We start from the raw sequence: 18,936 nt of genomic DNA, 5'->3' as shown, positions 1-18,936 counted from the left end.
GCCGCTGGGATGGCGCGAACATCAAAGCCTACCACGCGCTGAAAATCAGCGTCAACTCTATGATATCGTGGCAGTTCTGGCCATTTGACCGCAGCGTCAGTCCGGCGCGCCGGGCAGCGTCATTCCGTCCATGATCCGGTTCATCAGCATCCGACAACTCGCGGTGATCGAGGCGCTCGACCTGTCACTCGAGGGCGGCCTCACCGTGCTCACCGGCGAAACCGGGGCTGGCAAGTCTGTGCTGGTCGAGGGCATCGGCTTGCTGCTCGGCGGCCGGGCTTCGGCCGACATGGTCCGCACCGGCGCTACAGCCGCCACCGTCCAGGCCATCATCGCTGCCCCGGACGGCACCGACGTGATCGTCCGTCGCGAGGTCTCCTCGGAAGGTCGCTCCAGGGCGTTCATCGACGACGTGCTGGTCACCGCGGGGACGATGAGGGAGCGGGTGTCGGCGTGGGTGGACCTGCATGGGCAGCACGAGCACCAGACGCTGCAACTGCCCGACACGCACCTGGATCTGCTCGACCGGGTCGCAGGCCTGACCCCGGCTCGGGCCGAGGTCGAATCGGCGCACGCGGCATGGGTGTCGGCTCGCGACGCCCTGGCAGCGACGCAGATGGACGCTCGCGAGCGGGCGGCACGGATCGACCTGTTGTCGTTCCAGCTGGGCGAAATCGACAAGGTCCAGCCGCTCGAGGACGAGGACGAGCAGCTGGCAGCGACGCGGCAGGTGCTCGCCAACGCCGATCGCCTCCAGCGCCTCGGTCAGGAGGCGTACCAGGCGCTCTACGAGGACGAGCACGCGGCCCTGCAGACGTTGTCGGTCGTCTGGAAGCGCCTCGATGAACTCGCGCACGTGGACGCCTCGGTCCAGCCCTACGCGGCGCTGCGCGAGGGCCTCAAGGCACAGCTGGACGACCTGGCGTTCTTCCTGAGGCACTACGTGTCGTCGATCGACGCCTCGCCGGAGCGGCTCCAGGAGGTCGAAGACCGTCTCGCGTCGCTCGAGCGGCTGAAGCGCAAGTACGGACCGACGCTCGCCGCGGTTCGCCTCCATCAGCAGGCCTTGGCCGAACAACTGGCTGCACTCCAGCAGCCCGAGGGACAGCTCTCCGCGCTGCAGGCCACCGCCGACGCCTCCGCCGAGGCCTATCTCACCACGGCGCGCCGGCTCTCCGCCGCCCGCCGGGCCGCGGCCGGCCCGTTCGCTGGAAGGCTCCAGCAGGAACTGGCGGATCTGTCGATGCCGCACGCCGAGGTGTCGTTCCGCTTCCTGGAAGCGGGTGGCGAAGGGGAGTGGTCCGCCTCCGGCATCGATCGCGCGGAACTCCTCCTGTCTGCCAATCCCGGCGAGACACCGCGTCCGCTGGCGCGGGTGGCGTCGGGCGGTGAACTCTCGCGCGTGATGCTGGCGGTCAAGGTCCTCGACGCGCCCGAGGCGTCCGGCCGGACCTTGATCTTCGACGAGGTGGACGCCGGCATCGGAGGGCGAGTCGCCGACTCGGTCGGTGCGCGCCTGCGCGCGCTCTCGGGCCACGCCCAGGTGTTGTGCGTGACGCACCTTCCACAGGTTGCCGCCCACGCCGACGAGCACATCCATATCAGCAAGCGGGTCGCCGCCGGCCGAACCCTCACCTCGGCGGCGCCGCTGCGGCACGAGGCGAGGGTCGAGGAACTGGCCCGGATGATGGCGGGGGACACCTCCGCAGCGTTGCTGGACGGTGCCCGCGCGCTCCTGCAGGCGAAAGCGAAAGGCGAAAGTCGGCAGGGCGAAAGCGAAGCGGTGGCAAAAGGCGAAAGCGAAAGTGCAGGCCGGGATGACGGCCGAAAAGGCAAGGGACGTGGCGCGAAAGTATCTGGTTGAGGCGTACGGCTGTCAGATGAACATGCACGACGGCGAGCGACTCGCCGGACTCCTCGAATCCGCGGGATTCGAGGCGACGGCCGATCCCGCTGACGCCGACGTGATCGTCATCAACACGTGCAGCGTGCGCGAGCGCGCCGAGGAGAAGCTGTTCACGCGCCTGGGCGAGTTTCGCGAGGCCGCCCAGGCCGCCGGCCACACGCCAGTCATCGCCGTCACCGGCTGCGTCGCCCAGCAGGAAGGCGCCGCACTCCTCAAGCGCTCCCGCCTCATCGACGTCGTCATCGGGACGCAGCAGGTGAAGCAGTTGCCGATGCTGGTGACGCGGGCGCTCGATGAGGACATCGGCCCGCAGGTCGACATCAACCCGCACGAGGACGTGTCGTTCCCGCTCGGCATCGCCCGCCGCGCCGATGCCGTCAAGGCCTACGTCAACATCATCGAGGGTTGCAATGAGTTCTGCGCCTTCTGCGTGGTGCCGTACACGCGCGGGCACGAACGCATGCGTCCATCGGCCGAGATCCTCGCGGAAGTTCGCGATGCGGCCGCCCGCGGGCACCGTGAAATCCAGCTCCTCGGCCAGATCGTCAATCACTACCAGGCACCAGACGACGCCGCCTGCGACTTCGCAAGCCTGCTCGAGCAAGTTCACGAGGTTCCGGGTGTCGAGCGCATCCGCTTCGCCAGTCCGCACCCGAGACACGTGACGCCACGCCTGCTCGAGGCGTATCAGTCACTACCGCGCATCTGCCGCCACCTGCACTTGCCCGTGCAATCAGGCTCGACGCGCGTGCTGGCGGCCATGCGCCGCCGCTATTCACGCGAGCGCTACCTGGAGATCCTCGGGGAAGTCCGGGCGGCAGTACCCGACATCTGCCTGTCGACCGACATGATCGTGGGCTTCCCTGGCGAGACCGCCGCGGACTTCGACGACACGCTGAGCCTGACGGCGCAGGCTCGCTTCCACAGCATGTTCAGCTTCAAGTACTCGCCGCGTCCGCGGACGCTCGCCATCAAGCGGATGCCAGACGATGTGTCGGAGGACGAGAAGACGCGACGCATTGTCGAGTTGCAGGCCTTGCAGCGGGAAATCCAGTCCGATCTACATCGCCAGTCCGTGGGCACGGTGGAGCAGGTGCTCGTGGACGCGACAAGCCGTCGCCGCGAGCACGAGTTGTCCGGCCGCACCAGCGGCAATGTTGTCGTCAACTTCCCCGGGGAGTCGTCATGGATGGGACGGCTGGCGCAGGTGCGCATCACCGCAGCCGGCCCGAACAGCGTCAGGGGCGAGGTTCTGGAAGTGGAGGCGTGATGCCGGTTCGCATGCTGATCAAGGGCCTGATGATGGACCCGGTCACCAACATGCCGATCCTCGTGCTTCGGGACGAGGCGGGGGAGCGGACCCTGCCCATCTGGATTGGGATGTTCGAGGCCCACGCCGTTGCGCTGCAGCTCGAGAACAGCGGCTCACCCCGCCCGATGACCCACGACCTGCTCAAGCACATGATCGAGGCCCTGGGTGGGACGGTGACGGAGGTGCACATCACGGACGTCCGTGAAGGCACCTTCTACGCCCTGATCTACCTGAACGCGAACGGTGACCAGGTGGCCGTCGATTCGCGACCCTCGGATGCGCTGGCGCTGGCGCTTCGGACCCGCGCGCCGGTCTACGTGGCCGAGCATGTCCTGACCGACACCCGGCCGCTCGATACGCCCACCTCGCAGGATACCGAGCGCCTTCAGCACTGGCTGGAGAGCCTCGATCCGGACGAGATGGGGAAGTACAAGATGTGATCGCGCTGGCATCCCGTAGAATGCCCGGGGGCGCACCCGACTGCCGATGATCCTGGCCATAGCCAACCAGAAGGGCGGCGTGGGAAAGACCACGACCGCCATCAACCTTGCCGCCGCGTTATCACTCCGCGGACGCCCGACGCTGCTCGTCGACCTCGACCCGCAGGCCAACAGCACCATGTCGTTCCTCGACATGGCGACCGTCGGCCCAACCATGTTCGAGGCGATGACCGGCGAGGGCGGCACCACCATCTCGACGATCATCCGGTCCACCAACCAGCCGCACCTCAGCATCGCACCGGCGCGCATCGCGCTCGCCAAGCTCGAGGCCAAGCTGGTGGGCGAGTTGGATGCCCATTTCCGACTGAAGGAGAAACTCGCGCCGCTCGAGGCCGAGTACCCCTACATCGTCATCGATTGCCCACCGACGCTCGGCCTCCTCACGGTCAACGCGCTTGTCGCGGCATCGCACCTGGTCGTCCCCATCCAGTCATCGTACTTCGCGCTGGAGGGCACCGACGACCTGCTCGAGACGGTGGGTAAGGTCCAGATTCGCGCCAACCCATCGCTGCAGGTGCTCGGCGTCCTGATCACCATGCACGACCGCCGTACAAGCCTGGCGCGCGACATCCGGGATCAGATCCAGAAAGTGTTCGGCACCAAAGTGTTCAAGACGGTCATCACGAAGAGCGTTCGGCTCGAAGAAAGTCCGGCGTACAAGGAAGCGATCTTCAGCTTTGCCCCGGACTCGTCCGGGGCGTCCGAGTACTACTCCTTCAGCGAGGAGGTCCTCAGCCGTGTCTAAGCGTGGTTTGCCAGAGACGGTCCGCATGCGCCACGACGCCCACTACGTCGAGACGCTGACGGCATCGGCGGGTGCGCCGGTGGGCCGGATGATTTCCATCGAGCACATCGACCCGAATCCAAACCAGCCTCGCCAGGTGATGGGCGACCTCTCGGAGCTCATCGCCTCGGTCAAGGAGCACGGGCTCATCGAGCCGATCGTCGTGCGGCAACGCGGCAGCCGGTTCCAGATTGTGGCCGGTGAGCGTCGCTACCAGGCGGCGGTCCGTGCCGGAATCGAGGAACTCCCGGTCGTCATCCGCGATGTGGACGACGTCGGCATTCTCGAGGTCGCGCTGGTCGAGAACCTGCAGCGTAAGGACCTGACGGCGTTCGAAGAAGCCGAAGCGCTTCAGGCGCTCTGTCAGAAGGCTGGTTACACACACGAGAAACTCGCCCAGAAGCTCGGCAAGAGCCGGACAGCCATCACGGAATCGCTGTCGTTGAACCAGATGCCGGACCCGATCAAGCAGCTTTGTCGGCTGGCCGACATTTCTTCCAAGTCATTGCTGTTACAGGTAGTTAGACAGGGCGAACCAGAAAAAATGGCGGCCCTGGTCGAACAGATGTCTCGTCCAGGTGGCATGACCCGCCAGGAAGTGCGTGAACAGGTCAAGCCGAAAGCCGCCAAGCGCGGACGACCACAGGCGTTCACGTTCACCTACAAGGCTCCCACCAAGCAGTTCGCGTTCTCATTGAGCTTCAAGAAGGCGGACGTCGAGCCTGACGAAGTCATCGAGACGCTCGAGCGCATCCTCGACGACTTGCGCACACAACGCGCCTCCGCGGCCAAGCCCGGCGACGGAGTACGGCCCGATCTCACGCTCGATTGAGTTGGTGAACCGGCCCGGCGGCTCGTAATCGACCGGTAGGGCACCGCAGCAGCGTCTTGAGCGAGACGCTCAATCCAGATCTAGAAGTTAACATAATGTGTATTATCGGACTCTGAATATCTACACCAGAATACGGCCTGTTGAAGCGATGTGTGTATCCACTTGTGTGATTCGACCTAACGCTTCGGCGCGCCCGGCTTCGGCGATGTCGGGCCGCAATCGCCGCTCATCTTCACGCGCCTGATGGGCATCGCCGCAGACCTCGCGATCGTCATCGTGGCCGGCCTGGTCGGCGGTCTCATCGCCCAGGCGCTGCGCCAACCGCTGATCCTGGGCTACATCCTCGCCGGCGTGCTCGTCGGGCCGCACTCGATCGGCCGGGCCGTCACCAACACCCACGACATCGAGCTGTTGGCCGAGATCGGCGTGGCGCTGTTGTTGTTCGCCCTCGGCCTGGAGTTCTCGCTCAAGCAGCTCCAACCGGTCCGGCGTATCGCCCTCATCGGGACGCCGATCCAGATGGTGCTGACGATCCTGCTCGGTACCGCACTCGGCCACCTGTTCGGCTGGCCGTGGACCATGTCGCTCTGGCTGGGTGCGCTGATCGCGCTCAGCAGCACGATGGTCATCCTCAAGACCCTGATGAGCCAGGGTCGCATGGGCACCTTGTCGAGCCGGGTCATGATCGGCGTCCTCATCGCCCAGGACCTCATCGTCGTGCCCCTGATGATCCTGCTGCCGGCCCTTTCGGATGCGGAGGCAGGGCTGCATGCGCTCGCCGCGGCCACCGGGAAGGCCGTCCTGTTCCTCGGGCTGATGGTCGTGGTCGGTACCCGACTGCTGCCGCGCCTGATGCAGGTCATCGCCGTCCGGCAGTCCCGGGAGCTGTTCCTGCTCGCGATTACGGCCATCGGGCTGGGCGTGGGCTACGCGACGTACCTGTTCGGGCTGTCGTTCGCCTTTGGCGCCTTCGTGGCGGGCCTCGTGCTGAGCGAGTCCGACTATGCGCACCAGGCCCTGAGCGACATCATTCCGCTACGCGACGTGTTCGGGATGTTGTTTTTTGCCTCGGTCGGCATGCTCATCGACCCGCGCCTGTTGCTGGCCACCGCTGGTCAGGTCGTCGTTTTGTTGCTGGCGATCCTGGTGGGCAAGTCGCTGATCCTGGCGGGGCTGGCGTATGGGTTCGGCTACCGTAACGTGGTGCCGCTCGCCGTCGGCCTGGGGTTGTGGCAGATCGGCGAGTTCGCGTTCGTGCTCGGCCGGGTGGGCCTCGCCAGTGGCGCGCTGAGCGCGGAGGCCTTTGCACTCGTCCTCAACGCCGCGGTGGTCAGCATGGTGCTCACCCCGGCCGTATCTGGGCTGACCGGCCCCATCTACGCCTGGTGGCGCCGACGGTCAGGACGGGAGCCGTTCCAGACCATCAACCTCCCCGCCTCCGGCCTTCACGATCACGTGGTCATCGTTGGGGGCGGCAGGGTCGGCCGATTCACCGCGCAGTTCCTGCAGCGTCTGACGTTGCCGGCCGTGCTCGTCGAGCTCGACTATCGTCGGTTCGACCAGGCGCGCACCGCCGGGATCGCTGCGGTGTTCGGCGATGCGACGCAGGAAGTCGTCCTCGAGGCGGTGCAGGTCAGCCGCGCCCGACTGGTGCTGGTGACGGTGCCGATCATCAGTGTCACCGAGGCGATCATCGAGCAGGTGCGCAAGATCAACCCGCAGATGCGCATCGTCGCGCGCGCCGAGGGGGCCGAGCAGTTGCGGCACTTGCAGGAACGTGGCCTTGCGGAGGTGGTCCAGCCAGAGCTCGAGGCCGGTCTCGAGATGGTGCGGCAGTCGCTGCTACACATGGACTATGGAGTTACCGAGGTGCACCGTCTGAGCACCCGACTGCGCCAGGAGATGTACGGGCCACTGTTCGGCGATGGCAGCGACTACCAGAAGCTCGTCCAGCTCGGCGCCGCGCACCAGCTGTTCGACTTCGTGTGGGTCGAGGTGGCGTCAGGCAGCGTGATGGAAGGCCGGCGCATCGCCGACCTGGCGTTGCGCACACGCACCGGCGCGACCGTGGTCGGCATCATGCGGCGGGGACAGATGATCGCCAACCCCGGTCCGACCGAAGCCCTCGAGGCGTGCGACCTGCTGGCGATTGCCGGCACCGCAGAACAGCGCCGCGCCATCGAAGCACTCGCCGCGCGCCGCTGAAAGTTTGGCGACGGACGAATCTTCTGAAATGATCGTCAGATGAGCAGGACGCCTGGTGGCGGGCCTGTGCCGACGGTTCCCCTGCCCCATGCTCCGAACGCTCGACCGATACATCATCCGTGAGACGCTGGCGCCATTCGGCCTGACGCTGCTCATCCTCACGTTCCTGCTGCAGATCCCCACGATCATGGACGTGGCGGAGAAGCTCATCGCCAAGGGCGTGACGCTGCCGATCATCGGCCGTATCGTCCTGACGCTGCTGCCTTCCTCGCTGGCGATCACGATCCCGATCAGCCTGCTGGTGGGATTGCTGATGGCGTTGGGCCGCCTGTCGGCCGACCGCGAGGCCGTCGCCATGCAGGCGTGCGGCGTGAGCCTGTACCGCATCCTGCGTCCGGTGCTGTTGATGGCGGTGGTTGCGACCGCCGTCACCGCCTACACGATGATGGAGGCGATGCCGCGCGCCAACCAGACGTTTCGCGACATCACTTTCCGCATCATCCAGGCCAAGGCCGAGAGCGACGTGCGGCCGCGGGTCTTCTTCGAGGAGTTTCCCAACCTCGTCCTCTACGTCCGTGACGTCCCATCGAACACCCGCGGCTGGAAGGGCGTGTTCCTCGCCGACACGCGCAAGCCCGGCGAGACGCAGCTGCTCACGGCGGACCGCGGGCATTTCGTGCTCGAGCCGGCGCAACGTCGCGTCGACCTGATTCTCGAGGACGGCATCCTGCACCGGTCGACCCTCGAGGCGCCGGCGCAGTATGAACTCCAGCAATTCGACGCCCTGACAGTGCAACTCGATCCGGAAACCGTGTTCCCCCGCCAGGGCCTCACGCCCGGCGACAACGAGATGACCATTCCGCAGTTGCGCACGAAAGCACGCCAGATGCGGGAACAGGGCCTGTCGCCGCACAACCCGATCATGGCGATCCAGCGCAAGTACACGATTCCCGCTGCATGCCTGGTCTTCGGCCTGATTGCGCTGGTCCTTGGTGTCAGCCATCGCAAGGACGGCAAGAATGCCGGGTTCGTGATCGGTATCGCGGTCGTCCTCGTGTACTACGTGCTGATGTACGTGGGGACGGCCCTGGCCAAGGGCCACCAGGTCCCCGCCGAATTCGCGTTGTGGATCCCGAACGTGGTCCTGGGAGGCGCGGGCGTCGTCCTGCTGGTGCTGAAGACGCGCGGCTACGAGTTCTCGCCGTCGATTCGCATTCCAATCCCGGAGGCGCTCGCGCGCCTGTTGCCACGTGCCACCGCCGAGACGACGGACGGCTCGACACCGCGAGCCTCGTCTGCCATCGCGTCGGTGGGCAACAGCGGGTCGGTGCCCGCCGGGACACCTGCGGCGACGCCGGCAGCGACGGCGGTCAGGAGTTCCGGACGCAAACAGGTCGTGGTGGTCATCAAGGTGCCACAGGGGATACTCCCCTCCTTCAACCTGCTCGATCGGTACCTCAGTCGCATCTACCTGCGCGTGTTCGGCGTCACGTTCCTCGGCATGCTCGCGGTGTTCTACATCGCGATCTTCACCGACTACAGCGAGTACCTCTTCAAGGGGAAGACCACGGGGCAGATGCTCCTCAGCTTCTTCCTCTACTCCACCCCGCAGTACACGTACTACATCACCGCCCTGGCGGCGCTTGTCGGGACACTTGTCACCGTGGGCCTGCTCACCCGCACCAGCGAACTGACGGTGATGCAGGCGTGCGGCGTGAGCCTGTACCGCGCAACCGTGCCGATGTTGTTGTTCGGACTGGCCTGGAGCGTGGTGCTGTTCGGCATGGAGCAGAGCATTCTCGCGGCGTCCAACCGGCGTGCCGAGGAACTGAAGAGCACCATCCGGACCGGCATGCCCCGGCCCTACAACCTCGCGAGCCGGCAGTGGATGGCTGGAAGCAACGGCGAGCTCTACCACTACGGGCGTTTCGACACGCGCACGCAACGGCTCGAGGACCTGACGGTCTACACGTTCGGGTCGCGCGGCTGGAACGTCACGGGCCGCACGTTTGCGCGCGTCACGACACACATGAATGCGCACACCTGGCGAGCCGACCTGGGATGGCAGCGTAGCTTTGGGGACCGCAACGCGGTTACTGCCTTCTCGGTCTTCCCCACCAGGACCGTCTCCATGGAGACGCCGGATTACTTCGGCGTCGAGGAACCGGAGGCGGTGCTGGCCGAGCGCATGAAGGTCGGGCAACTCCGGCAACACATCGCAGAGCTCGATCAGGCGGGCTACAACAGCGTGCCCCTGCAGGTGGCGCTGCACCGCAAGATGGCCTTCCCGTTCATCACGTTGATCATGACCCTGATCGCCATTCCCTTTGGCGTCACCACGGGCCGCAAGGGCACCCTCTTCGGTATCGGGATCGGGATCGTCCTCGCGATCCTCTACTGGACGACACAGAGCCTCTTCGCGGCCGTGGGCAGTGCCGGGGCTATCGCTCCCCCGCTCGCGGCATGGGCGCCCAACATCCTCTTCATCGCCGTGGCCGCGTACCTCGTCGTCAGTGCACGGACGTAAAGCACAGGAGCACAGGAACGCAGGAACACCCACCCGAATCCTGGAAGCGTAAGCGATCGCAGACCAAAGTCGGCCGGCCGACAACGCTCGACCGTGCGCATTGTCATTCCTGGATTTCTGGATTCCTGAGATCCTGATCCCTGCGTTCCTGCGTTCCTCAGATCCTGCGTTCCTGATCCCCCGTTCCGGTTTCTCACGCGCGCGGGTGGTGAGCATCGTAGACACGTTTCAGGCGCGCCTCGAGCACGTGCGTGTAGATCTGCGTGGTCGACAGGGCGGCGTGGCCCAGCATCATCTGGATGGCCCTGAGGTCGGCGCCGCGATCCAGCAGGTGTGTCGCGAACGAGTGGCGCAGGACGTGCGGCGACACGTCGTGCGAGACGCCGGCCTTGAGCGCGTAGCCCTTGAGCAGCTTCCAGAACCCCACCCGGGTCAGCGCCGATGTGCCGCGTCCCCCGGGGAACAGCCACGGCGACGCCTGCCCCTTCAGCAGCGCCATGCGGCCGCCGCCAAGGTAGGCGCGCAGCGACGCGATCGCCAGGTCGCCCACCGGCACGATGCGTTGCTTGTCGCCCTTGCCGATACAGGTCAGGAATCCGACCTCCAGGTTCAGGTCGGGCGGTCGCAGCGAAACCAGTTCCGACACGCGCAGGCCGGTTGCGTACAGCACGTCGAGCAGGGCGCGATCGCGCAGGCCCCGGGGCGTGGAGAGATCGGGCGCCCCGAGCAGGGCATCGACCTCCTCGAGCGAGAGGTACCGCGGGAGAGTCCGCCAGGCCCGGGGTGGGCGCAAATCCTCGGACGGATTCGACGCGATGACCCGCGAGACCAGCAGGTGCTTGTAGAACCCGCGCACTCCGGCAACCATGCGCGCCACCGATCGCGGCGAGTATCCCTCCGCCATGAGTGCCCGGACGAACGCCTCGAGGTCCTGGAGTGACAGCACCTCTGGCGAGCTCCCCCGGCCTGCCGCGAACCGTGCCAGTTGGAGCAAGTCGCGGTTGTAGCTCTCGATCGACAGCGGTTGGAGTCGCCGCACCACCCGCAGATGGTCGAGGTAGGCGTCGATCCGGGCGTCGCTGGGGCTGGGTGAGTCCGCTGACACCTTGCCAGCATAACCGCGCGAATCTGCCGTTTTCACATCGCCTGAAATCGCGATGTGCACACTCGCTTCTCTAGGCATAGAATTCGAGGCATAGATGTCGATGCATCGCATTCGGGGGCCCCGTGCCGCCAAGGACTGATGCCCTCCAGGGCACGCTGACCCTGCTGATCCTGAAGACACTGGACGCGGGCCCAAGGCACGGCTACGCCATCGCCCAGCACATCCAGCAGACATCGCACGCCCTGCTGCGTGTCGAGGAGGGCTCCCTCTACCCTGCCCTCCGGCGACTCGAGCAGGAGGGCTGGGTCAAGTCCTCGTGGAGTGTCACCGAAAGCCAGCGCAAGGCCCGCGTCTATGCGTTGACGCCGACTGGGCGCCGCCAGCTCGACGAGGAAGAGGCCAAGTGGCAGAAGCTGGTCCAGGGTGTCCGGCACGTCCTCCGGTTCGACGAGCAGTGACACGGGTCCGGCGGGGCGCTTACCACCGAACCCTTGACGAGGCACGCACGAAGAGGCCCCGGAGGTCCATGAGAGATCGCCACGTCCCCCGCATCCTGTCGGCCGCGACACTGATCGCCATGCTGGCCAGTCGCGCCGGCCTCGCCGGCGCACAACCCGCCACGCCGCCAGCAGCGCCGGCACGGGACGGCAGCGCGATGCACGTCAACACGGACGCGACGTTCTTGCGTGGCGCCCCGAGTGTGCGTGGGCCCGTCCTGGTGGGCGCGCCGCTCGGAAAGTGATCCATTCGCCGCTCGGAAAGTAGACCACCTGAGGGTCTGACGGGCGGACTTGCCGGCGTACGCGGCGCCGGGGTCCGCTGGAGAGGATGCTCAGGATGGATCAGGTGCATGTGGTCCGGCACAAGGTGCTGGTCGAGGGACGATCGCAGCGAGCGGTGGCGCGGGAGCTGGGGCTGTCGCGGGTGACGGTGAAGAAGTACCTGGCGCAGGCCGCGCCGGTGCGGCACGAGGCGCAGCCGCGACCGCGGCCCGTGAGCGCGGCGGTCGCACCGCGCATCGCCGCGCTGCTCGAGGAGGCGCCGCGCTGGACCACGCCCAAACAGCGACTGACGGCCACGCGGCTGCACCAGCTGCTCCGGGCGGAAGGTCACGATGTCGGCGTCTCCCTAGTCAAGGCGGCCGTGGCGGAGTGGAAGCGGCAGCGACGCGAGCCGCTGATTCCGCTGACCTATCGCCCGGGCGAGCTGGCGGAGGTCGACTTCTTTGAAGTGCAGGTCGATGTGGCGGGCCGGCGCCAGAAGGCGTGGCTCTTCGTGCTGCGCCTGATGTACTCGGGCCGCGACTTCGGCTGGATTTACGAGCGCCAGGATCAGGTCAGCTTTCTCGACGGCCACGTGCGCGCCTTTGCCCATCTGGGCGGCGCGCCCACGCGGGTGGCGTACGACAATCTCAAACCGGCGGTGGCCCGGATCCTCGCCGGCGGCGAGCGGGCCCTGACGATCCGCTTTGCGGCGCTCGCCTCGCACTATCTCTTCGAGCCGAGCTTCTGTCGCCCGGGCGTCGGCCACGACAAGGGCGGCGTCGAATCGCGCGGCAAGTACATCCGGCTGCAGGCACTGACGCCAATTCCCGCGGGCGACACCCTCGACGCGATCAACACGCAACTGCTGGCGCAGCTCGATGCGCGCCGCGACACGCGCCGGCATGGCACCGAGGCCACCATCGGCGTGCGCTCCGCCGAGGAGCAGCGCCTCCTGCGTCCGCTCGATGTGCCGTTTGTCGCCGAGGCGGCCGTCCCCGTGAGCATCGCGCCGCGCGCGCTGGCCCGGGTCCACGGCGCGTGGTACTCGGTGCCGTGCGCGTGGGCCGGGCTGGATTTGACGGCCTGGGTCGGCGCGACGACGGTCACCATCGTCGGCCGCGACGGTCGGCGCATCTCCCATCCGCGGCAACGCTTTGGCGGCCGCTCGATCGACTATCGCCACTACCTGCCCGCACTGGCGATCAAGCCGCAGGCGGTCCGCCAGGTCGCGCCCGATCTGGTGCGCGATCTCGGCGATCCCTTCCCCGCGGTGTGGGCCAACCTGACGGCGCAGCATGCGCCGCGGGACGCCGCCCGGCATCTCGCCAAGATCCTGGGCGATCTGCACGCCGCCGGTGCGGCCGTCGTCGTGCCGGCACTCGAGCGTGCCCTGCGCGACGGCACGCCCCTCCGACTGGCCGTGCATGCGGAGGCGCCACCGGTGCTCGGCGCGGAGGCCGTGCCGGCGTCGCTCCGCGATGTGGCGATCACGAGCGGCGTGGCCGCGGACTACGACCGCTGGCTGCAGGACGGTGCGGCATGAGCACGCCCGCGATCACGCGCGACCTGATCGTCGGCCACACGCGCGCGCTCAAACTCCCGGGCGTGGCCCGCAGCTTTGAAGCGCTGGCGCGTCAGGCGCAGGCCGCGCACTGGCCCTACGAGGACTACCTGCACGAGGTACTCAACGCCGAGCACACCTCGCGCCACGAGTCGGTGATCCGCCAGCGGCTGCGCGAGGCCCGCTTCCCGGAGGTCAAGACGCTCGAGACCTTTGACTTTGCGACGGCCGAGGGGGTCCACGCCGCGCAGATCCACACGCTCGCCCGTGGGGAGTGGGTCACGCGCCCCGAGAACCTGATCCTCGCGGGCCCGATCGGCACGGGCAAGACGCACCTCGCGATCGCGCTCGGCGTCGAAGCGACGCGGCAGAAGCGGCGCGTGCTCTTTACGCGCGCCGCCGATCTGGTACGTCAGCTCCTCGAAGCGCGTGATGCGCGCGAGCTCGCACGGCTGCAGCGACGCCTGCTCACCCAGGACGTCCTGATCATCGACGAACTGGGCTTCGTCCCGTTTGATCGGGTCGGCGGCGAACTGCTCTTCAATCTGATCGCCGATCGCTATGAGCGGCGCGCGACGGTGGTGACCACGAACCTCGCGTTTGCCGAGTGGGTCACGGTCTTTGCCGGCGACGAGAAGCTGACGACCGCGCTGCTCGATCGTCTGGCGCATCACGCCACGGTGATCACGACCAAGGGCAAGAGCTACCGCATGAAGAAACGGCGGACCAGCGCCGACTGACGCGGCGCACGGCCTGCAGCCGGCCTGGCCCCTCAGAGCGGGGGCCAAGCCGCCCGCAGGCCGTCAAGGACAAGACCACCCCTCACGATGAGGGCATGGCAGGCGGGCCTACCGGCCCGCTCCGCGTAGAATGAGGCCCCGCAGGTGGATCATTTTCCGAGCGGCGGACTGGTCTACTTTCTGAGCGGCGCCCGCATCCTGGCGCGGTTGGAACGCGGCGCAAGGGTCGAGGTCCTCGAGCGCCTGGAGGGCGACTGGTGGCGCGTCCGGGCTGGCGACCCTCCGGTCGTGGGATACGTCCATCGACTCGTGCTTTCGCCAGGTGAGCCGGCCGTCCCCGGGCCGCCTTTGCGGCCGCTGCCACCGCCTCCGCCTGCGCAGGACGCGGCGCCGGCAGACCAGGCGCCCAAGAAGCCTGGGCCGGGTGGCATCGGGTTTGCCGGCGTCGGGTTGTTCGCGCCTGATGCCCGCGACTCGTTCGACGCCGTCGGCATCACGGGCAATCTGCTGGCATTCGGTGGCGGCGTCGAGGCGACGCGTGTCTATCGGCAGCTCTTCGTTCGCGGGTCAGTCGACTGGTCGGGCGAGACTGGCGAGCGGGTCTTTCTCGACGATGCAGGAGGGCGATACCCGCTCGGGATTCCATTGGACATCCGGATGGTGCCGATCGACTTCACGGCCGGCTGGCGATTCGACGGTGCCCCGGGTACGCGGCGGCGCGTGGTGCCGTACATCGGCGGTGGCGCGGGCGTCCTGCTCTACCGCGAGTCCGACGAGTTCGAAGAAGAGGATGAGACCGTCGACGACACATTCGCGTCGTATCACGTCCTCGGCGGCGTGGACGTCTACCTGCAGCCGCGCTTCGCCATCCGCGCCGAGTTCCGCTACCGCGCCGTGCCCGGCGCCCTCGGCGACAGCGGCGTCTCGGCCGTCACCGGTGACACATCGCTCGGCGGCGCGGTCTTCTTCGTCGGGGGTTGCGTTCGGCCGATAGGTCGGTCAGGTATGCCGAAAATGCTGGAATGCTGAAATGCCGGAATGTCGAGTACTTAGATCTCGACATTCCGGCATTCCGGCATTTGCGAGGTAGGGCCGGCTCTCTGAGCCGGCCAGAGGGTGCGCCTCAGAGAGGCGTCCCTACCTGCGGCACTTTCGCTAGAACACCATCTTCAGGCCGAACCGGACGAGGCGTTCGCCGTAGGACCCGTTGATCTGTCCGAAGACCGCATTGCCATACGTGGTGTTCGGGTTGTTGGCGTGGAGCGAGTTGGTCACGTTGAACGCGTCCACGCGGAACTCGCCGTACTTCGCCCCCATCCCGAACCGCTTCACGAGCGAGCCGTCGAGGTTCACATACCCGGGCCCGTCGATCCCCGCGCCATTGCGCGTCAGGTTGCCGAACGTGTTGGCCGCCGGATCGCTGAACACGCTCGTGTCGAACCAGGTCTTCCCCACGCCGATGCCCCCCTGAATGGAGGATTCCCCGTTCATGTCCGGCCGCTGGGTGTTCCCCGGCGCGCGCAGGAGCGCCCCGCTCATCTGGATGTCAAGGGCCGTACCGCTCTGCGCGGTGAAGAGGCCGGACACCTGCCACCCGTTCACGAGCCATCCGACGATACCATCCGTGCGCCAGGGCAGGCCGTAGACGAAGCTGCTGACGAACACGTGGGTACGATCGTTGCTCGTGCGCCCCCAGCTCCGCTCGATGTCGGCAGGCGTATTGATGGTGCCGTTCGAGTCGCCCGCGTCGTAGCTCTCGCCCTTACCCAGCGTGTACGAGTTGGTCACCAGGAAATTGTTGCGGAACCGGCGGTCGACCTTCACCTGCATCGAGTGGTAGTCGGTGTGGTAGGGCAGGAACGCAATGGTATCGGCGGTCCTGCCGGTGGACGCAAACTGCGGCCGCCCGAGGTTGTCGGCGCCGAGCACGTAGCCGGCGTTGAGGTTGAGGCGCTGGATGATGTCCTGGCCATGGTTGCCGACGTACGCGACTTCGGCCGTGAAGTTGTAGCCGATCTCGCGCTGGAACGCGACGTTCCACGAGTGGATCTGCCCTTCCTTCAGGTTCGAGGGGAAGTAGGCGTACGAGGCGTTGCGCAAGCGCGCATCGGCACCGACATCGATGATGCCGTTGCTCGGGATGTCGGCCACGACCGGCGCCGGGAAGCCTGCCGCCATGCTCACGCCTGTCGGCGGGACGAAGGCGTTGGCGGCGTTGAACTGGTTGTTCTGCTTGACCGGGTAATTGAATGCGTACGTGTTGTCGCCGAAGGGGATGGTACTCATGCCGTAGCCGGCGCGCGCGACAGACTTGTCGTCGAAGCGATACGACAGGCCGAGCCGCGGGTTGAAGTTCTTCCAGTTGGACTTGACGCCGATGGCGTCGCCCACGTCGCCGTAGCCAGACACCCGCAGGGTGTTTGTGGACGGATCGTAGTTCGAGAGACCGCCCTGCGTCTCGATGCCGACGAGCGGCGTGTAGTACTCGTGGCGCAACCCCAGGTCGACGGTCAGCTTTGGTGAGACCTGCCATTTGTCGTGCACGAACGCGAACACGGCCGAGTGCACGGTGCCGGGTTCCTGGATGACGGCCAGGTCACGGCCGGCGCCGCTCGGGCGGTCTAGTAGGAACGCGGCGATGGGGTTGTTGATGTTGGTCTGCGACGCGGCGTTGGCAGGGCTGCCGGTCTGACTCGCGCTGAAGTTGAACACGCCGCGCGGCCCGCCCTGGTCCTGCGTCTGCAGCAGGTAGTCGCGGTTGTGCCGATAGGTGCCGCCGACCTTGATGGTGTGGTTCCCCGCGAGCTTGGTTACCGTGGTGGAGAGGTCCACAGTCGTCTCGCCACGATTCCAGGGCAGCGAGGCCGAGAAGCCGGCGATCGGGTTGTTGTTGTTGATTCCCTGGTTAATGTTGATCTGGGTCATCCCGCTCGTGTAGGTGTCGAGGTTCGCCCCAGGAATGCCGATCTCCGACGCCGTGTTCTTGCCGATTGTCGCGATGAGTGCCTCGTTGTGATAGCTCATCACGCCGGTCCGGACGTCCATCACGAGCGAGTTGGTCCACGTGCGCACCCAGTTGCCAGCAACGCTCCAACTCGTGTTCACGCCGGTGCCGATGAAGCCGCCTTGATACGGCCCGCCAATATCGTTCGAAAAGTTCCCGGGTTCCGTGGCCGTGGGCCGCATGAAGCTGTACCGGGCCGACATCTGATCCTTCGTCGACGCTTGATAGTTGATCTTCGCGTCGAAGCCGTCCGTCCGTCGCTCGCGGATCGTCGTGTCCTGGTAATTGATCTGTCCGGACCCCGCCCCCTGGATGTTCGGCAGTGGGACGCCCGCGAGAATCTTCTGGGCGATCGGGCTGATCCGGTTGGCCGGGATCACGTTGCCCGGGAACTGCTCGCGGTTCGCGCCCGTCGCCGGATCGCCGGTGAGCGGGTCGTAAATCGGCACCGAGGAGCCGCTGAAGTTGCCGGCGCGCTGATCGGCGGTCGGCAGGACGTACCGGTTGACGCGTCCGAAATCGTCGTTGGTCCGGACGTAGTCGCCAAAGAAGAACAACTTGTTCTTCATAATCGGCCCGCCGAAGGTGAAGCCGAACTGGTTGTAGAGCGTCTCCGGCTTCTGCCGTTCCTTGGCCAGCGTGCGATCGACGAACGCGTTGGTCGCCTGCGTCTTCTCGTTGTTGCCGAACCAGAAGCCGGATCCCCTGAACTGATTGGTGCCGGACTTGATCGTCGCGTTGGTCACCGCACCGCCGGCGCGCCCGAACTCGGCGTCGTAGTTGCTCGTCGTCACGGCGACGGTTTCGAGCGCTTCGGCCGACGGGATGATGACCGACAGCAACCCGGTCTTCTGGTTGTTGTCGATCCCCTCGATCATCACGTTGTTGGCGAGGCGCGACTGGCCGTTGACGTTGGAGGAGAGCGAGTCCTGCGAGTTGAAGAACTCCGAGTGCGGCCTGAAGGGGCGCGACGCGCCCGGTACCGTCGCGAGCATCCCCTGGAAGTTGCGCCCGAAGCCGAGAGGCATCGCCGCGATCTGCTCGCCCTGGATGATGCGTCCGGTATCGGAGCGGTCGGTCTGCAGGGCCGGCGACTCCGCGGTCACCGTCAGCGTTTCTGCGAGATCGCCCGGTTCAAGGCGGAAGTCCACGCGAATGGTGGTGTTCACGTCCACCTGGACGTTCTCGCGCACCACTTTCTTGAACCCCGCGAGTTCGGCCGCGACGCGGTATCGGCCGTCCTTCAGGTTCGGGAACGTGTAGGCGCCGTTCTCATTGGACACGCCCGTGGCGACGATGTTGGTGCTCACTTCGGTGATCGTCACCGTTGCGCCGGGCACCTCTCCGCCGGACGTGTCGGTCACCGTCCCTACGAGTGAGCCCCGTGTCGCCTGCGCCCACGTCATCGTGGGGACCAGCGCCATGGCCATCGCCAGGCAGGCCCCAATCGTCATTTGTCGCGTGCTTTGTCCCATTGCTTCCCCCTCGAAGACACCGCGGCCCTCTGCGCGGCCGCCACGTGGCGACCGCACACCCGAGCCCATTGCCGCAGGACTCCCCAGAAACTGTTCAATAGGCCGAGAGGTTACTCCGGTCGACAAGTCGGGATCAAGTGGGCGCCCAAAAGCGGGGCTGCGCCGGCCGGCCGGCGGTCCACATGCCCGAGATGTCGGACCACTGGCTCTTCGCGCGAGCC

The 18,936-nt window shown here is 66.6% G+C and carries 14 protein-coding genes; 12 read left to right on the top strand and 2 right to left on the bottom strand.

The features are described from left to right. The first annotated feature begins 130 nt into the window (after positions 1-130). The 7 genes from recN (at position 131) to LuPra_RS17480 (ending at position 10,066) form a co-directional block, all read left to right on the top strand. Positions 131-1,864, top strand: a complete 1,734-nt coding sequence (recN, locus tag LuPra_RS17510; protein ID WP_110171935.1) for a DNA repair protein RecN — start codon at positions 131-133, stop codon at positions 1,862-1,864. 16 nt (positions 1,865-1,880) lie between these two features. Continuing rightward, on the top strand, positions 1,881-3,176 hold the full coding sequence (gene miaB, locus LuPra_RS17505; RefSeq protein ID WP_157899331.1) for a tRNA (N6-isopentenyl adenosine(37)-C2)-methylthiotransferase MiaB: 1,296 nt from the start codon (positions 1,881-1,883) through the stop codon (positions 3,174-3,176). After that, positions 3,176-3,658, top strand: a complete 483-nt coding sequence (locus tag LuPra_RS17500; protein WP_110171933.1) for a bifunctional nuclease family protein — start codon at positions 3,176-3,178, stop codon at positions 3,656-3,658. Before miaB ends, LuPra_RS17500 begins: the two co-directional genes overlap by 1 nt. A gap of 46 nt (positions 3,659-3,704) precedes the next feature. Continuing rightward, on the top strand, positions 3,705-4,463 hold the full coding sequence (locus LuPra_RS17495) for a ParA family protein (protein WP_110171932.1): 759 nt from the start codon (positions 3,705-3,707) through the stop codon (positions 4,461-4,463). Positions 4,464-4,488: 25 nt separating this feature from the next. After that, positions 4,489-5,334: a ParB/RepB/Spo0J family partition protein gene (locus LuPra_RS17490; protein ID WP_157899330.1), complete on the top strand. Its 846-nt coding sequence runs from the start codon at positions 4,489-4,491 to the stop codon at positions 5,332-5,334. Positions 5,335-5,577: 243 nt separating this feature from the next. Continuing rightward, positions 5,578-7,539, top strand: a complete 1,962-nt coding sequence (locus tag LuPra_RS17485; protein ID WP_110171930.1) for a monovalent cation:proton antiporter family protein — start codon at positions 5,578-5,580, stop codon at positions 7,537-7,539. A gap of 88 nt (positions 7,540-7,627) precedes the next feature. Beyond that, a complete protein-coding gene (locus LuPra_RS17480; protein ID WP_110171929.1) occupies positions 7,628-10,066 on the top strand; it encodes an LptF/LptG family permease in 2,439 nt (812 codons plus the stop codon). A gap of 193 nt (positions 10,067-10,259) precedes the next feature. On the opposite strand, the gene xerD is transcribed toward LuPra_RS17480, so the two are convergent. After that, positions 10,260-11,171: a site-specific tyrosine recombinase XerD gene (xerD, locus tag LuPra_RS17475; RefSeq protein ID WP_234800442.1), complete on the bottom strand. Its 912-nt coding sequence runs from the start codon at positions 11,169-11,171 to the stop codon at positions 10,260-10,262. A 122-nt stretch (positions 11,172-11,293) separates the two neighbouring features. Between xerD and LuPra_RS17470 the strand changes: the two genes are divergently transcribed. The 5 genes from LuPra_RS17470 (at position 11,294) to LuPra_RS17450 (ending at position 15,265) form a co-directional block, all read left to right on the top strand. Next, positions 11,294-11,629 (top strand): PadR family transcriptional regulator, encoded by a 336-nt coding sequence (locus LuPra_RS17470; RefSeq protein WP_110171928.1) that lies wholly within the window; start codon positions 11,294-11,296, stop codon positions 11,627-11,629. Between the two features lie 68 nt (positions 11,630-11,697). Beyond that, a complete protein-coding gene (locus LuPra_RS17465) occupies positions 11,698-11,913 on the top strand; it encodes a hypothetical protein (RefSeq protein ID WP_110171927.1) in 216 nt (71 codons plus the stop codon). A gap of 95 nt (positions 11,914-12,008) precedes the next feature. After that, entirely contained in the window at positions 12,009-13,478 is a 1,470-nt protein-coding gene (gene istA / locus LuPra_RS17460; RefSeq protein WP_162271433.1) for an IS21 family transposase, read from the top strand. Next, the gene (gene istB, locus LuPra_RS17455) at positions 13,475-14,236 is read left to right on the top strand and encodes an IS21-like element helper ATPase IstB (RefSeq protein ID WP_110171925.1); all 762 of its coding nucleotides are present in this window, start codon (positions 13,475-13,477) and stop codon (positions 14,234-14,236) included. Before istA ends, istB begins: the two co-directional genes overlap by 4 nt. A 144-nt stretch (positions 14,237-14,380) precedes the next feature. After that, the gene (locus LuPra_RS17450) at positions 14,381-15,265 is read left to right on the top strand and encodes an outer membrane beta-barrel protein (protein ID WP_110171924.1); all 885 of its coding nucleotides are present in this window, start codon (positions 14,381-14,383) and stop codon (positions 15,263-15,265) included. A 126-nt stretch (positions 15,266-15,391) separates the two neighbouring features. Here LuPra_RS17450 and LuPra_RS17445 read toward each other — a convergent pair whose 3' ends face one another. Then, a complete protein-coding gene (locus LuPra_RS17445) occupies positions 15,392-18,694 on the bottom strand; it encodes a TonB-dependent receptor (RefSeq protein WP_162271432.1) in 3,303 nt (1,100 codons plus the stop codon). Positions 18,695-18,936 lie beyond the last annotated feature (242 nt).

This window comes from Luteitalea pratensis, assembly GCF_001618865.1.
In the GTDB taxonomy this organism is placed as follows: domain Bacteria; phylum Acidobacteriota; class Vicinamibacteria; order Vicinamibacterales; family Vicinamibacteraceae; genus Luteitalea; species Luteitalea pratensis.
This window is presented reverse-complemented; position numbering and strand designations above follow the sequence as displayed.

Bases quoted from the DNA above. Each gene is read 5' to 3' on its own strand.
- recN (WP_110171935.1), top strand. From the start codon at position 131: ATGATCCGGTTCATCAGCATCCGACAACTCGCGGTGATCGAGGCGCTC.
- miaB (WP_157899331.1), top strand. From the start codon at position 1,881: ATGAACATGCACGACGGCGAGCGACTCGCCGGACTCCTCGAATCCGCG.
- LuPra_RS17500 (WP_110171933.1), top strand. From the start codon at position 3,176: ATGCCGGTTCGCATGCTGATCAAGGGCCTGATGATGGACCCGGTCACC.
- LuPra_RS17495 (WP_110171932.1), top strand. From the start codon at position 3,705: ATGATCCTGGCCATAGCCAACCAGAAGGGCGGCGTGGGAAAGACCACG.
- LuPra_RS17490 (WP_157899330.1), top strand. From the start codon at position 4,489: ATGCGCCACGACGCCCACTACGTCGAGACGCTGACGGCATCGGCGGGT.
- LuPra_RS17485 (WP_110171930.1), top strand. From the start codon at position 5,578: ATGGGCATCGCCGCAGACCTCGCGATCGTCATCGTGGCCGGCCTGGTC.
- LuPra_RS17480 (WP_110171929.1), top strand. From the start codon at position 7,628: ATGCTCCGAACGCTCGACCGATACATCATCCGTGAGACGCTGGCGCCA.
- LuPra_RS17465 (WP_110171927.1), top strand. From the start codon at position 11,698: ATGAGAGATCGCCACGTCCCCCGCATCCTGTCGGCCGCGACACTGATC.
- istA (WP_162271433.1), top strand. From the start codon at position 12,009: ATGGATCAGGTGCATGTGGTCCGGCACAAGGTGCTGGTCGAGGGACGA.
- istB (WP_110171925.1), top strand. From the start codon at position 13,475: ATGAGCACGCCCGCGATCACGCGCGACCTGATCGTCGGCCACACGCGC.
- LuPra_RS17445 (WP_162271432.1), bottom strand. From the start codon at position 18,694: ATGACGATTGGGGCCTGCCTGGCGATGGCCATGGCGCTGGTCCCCACG.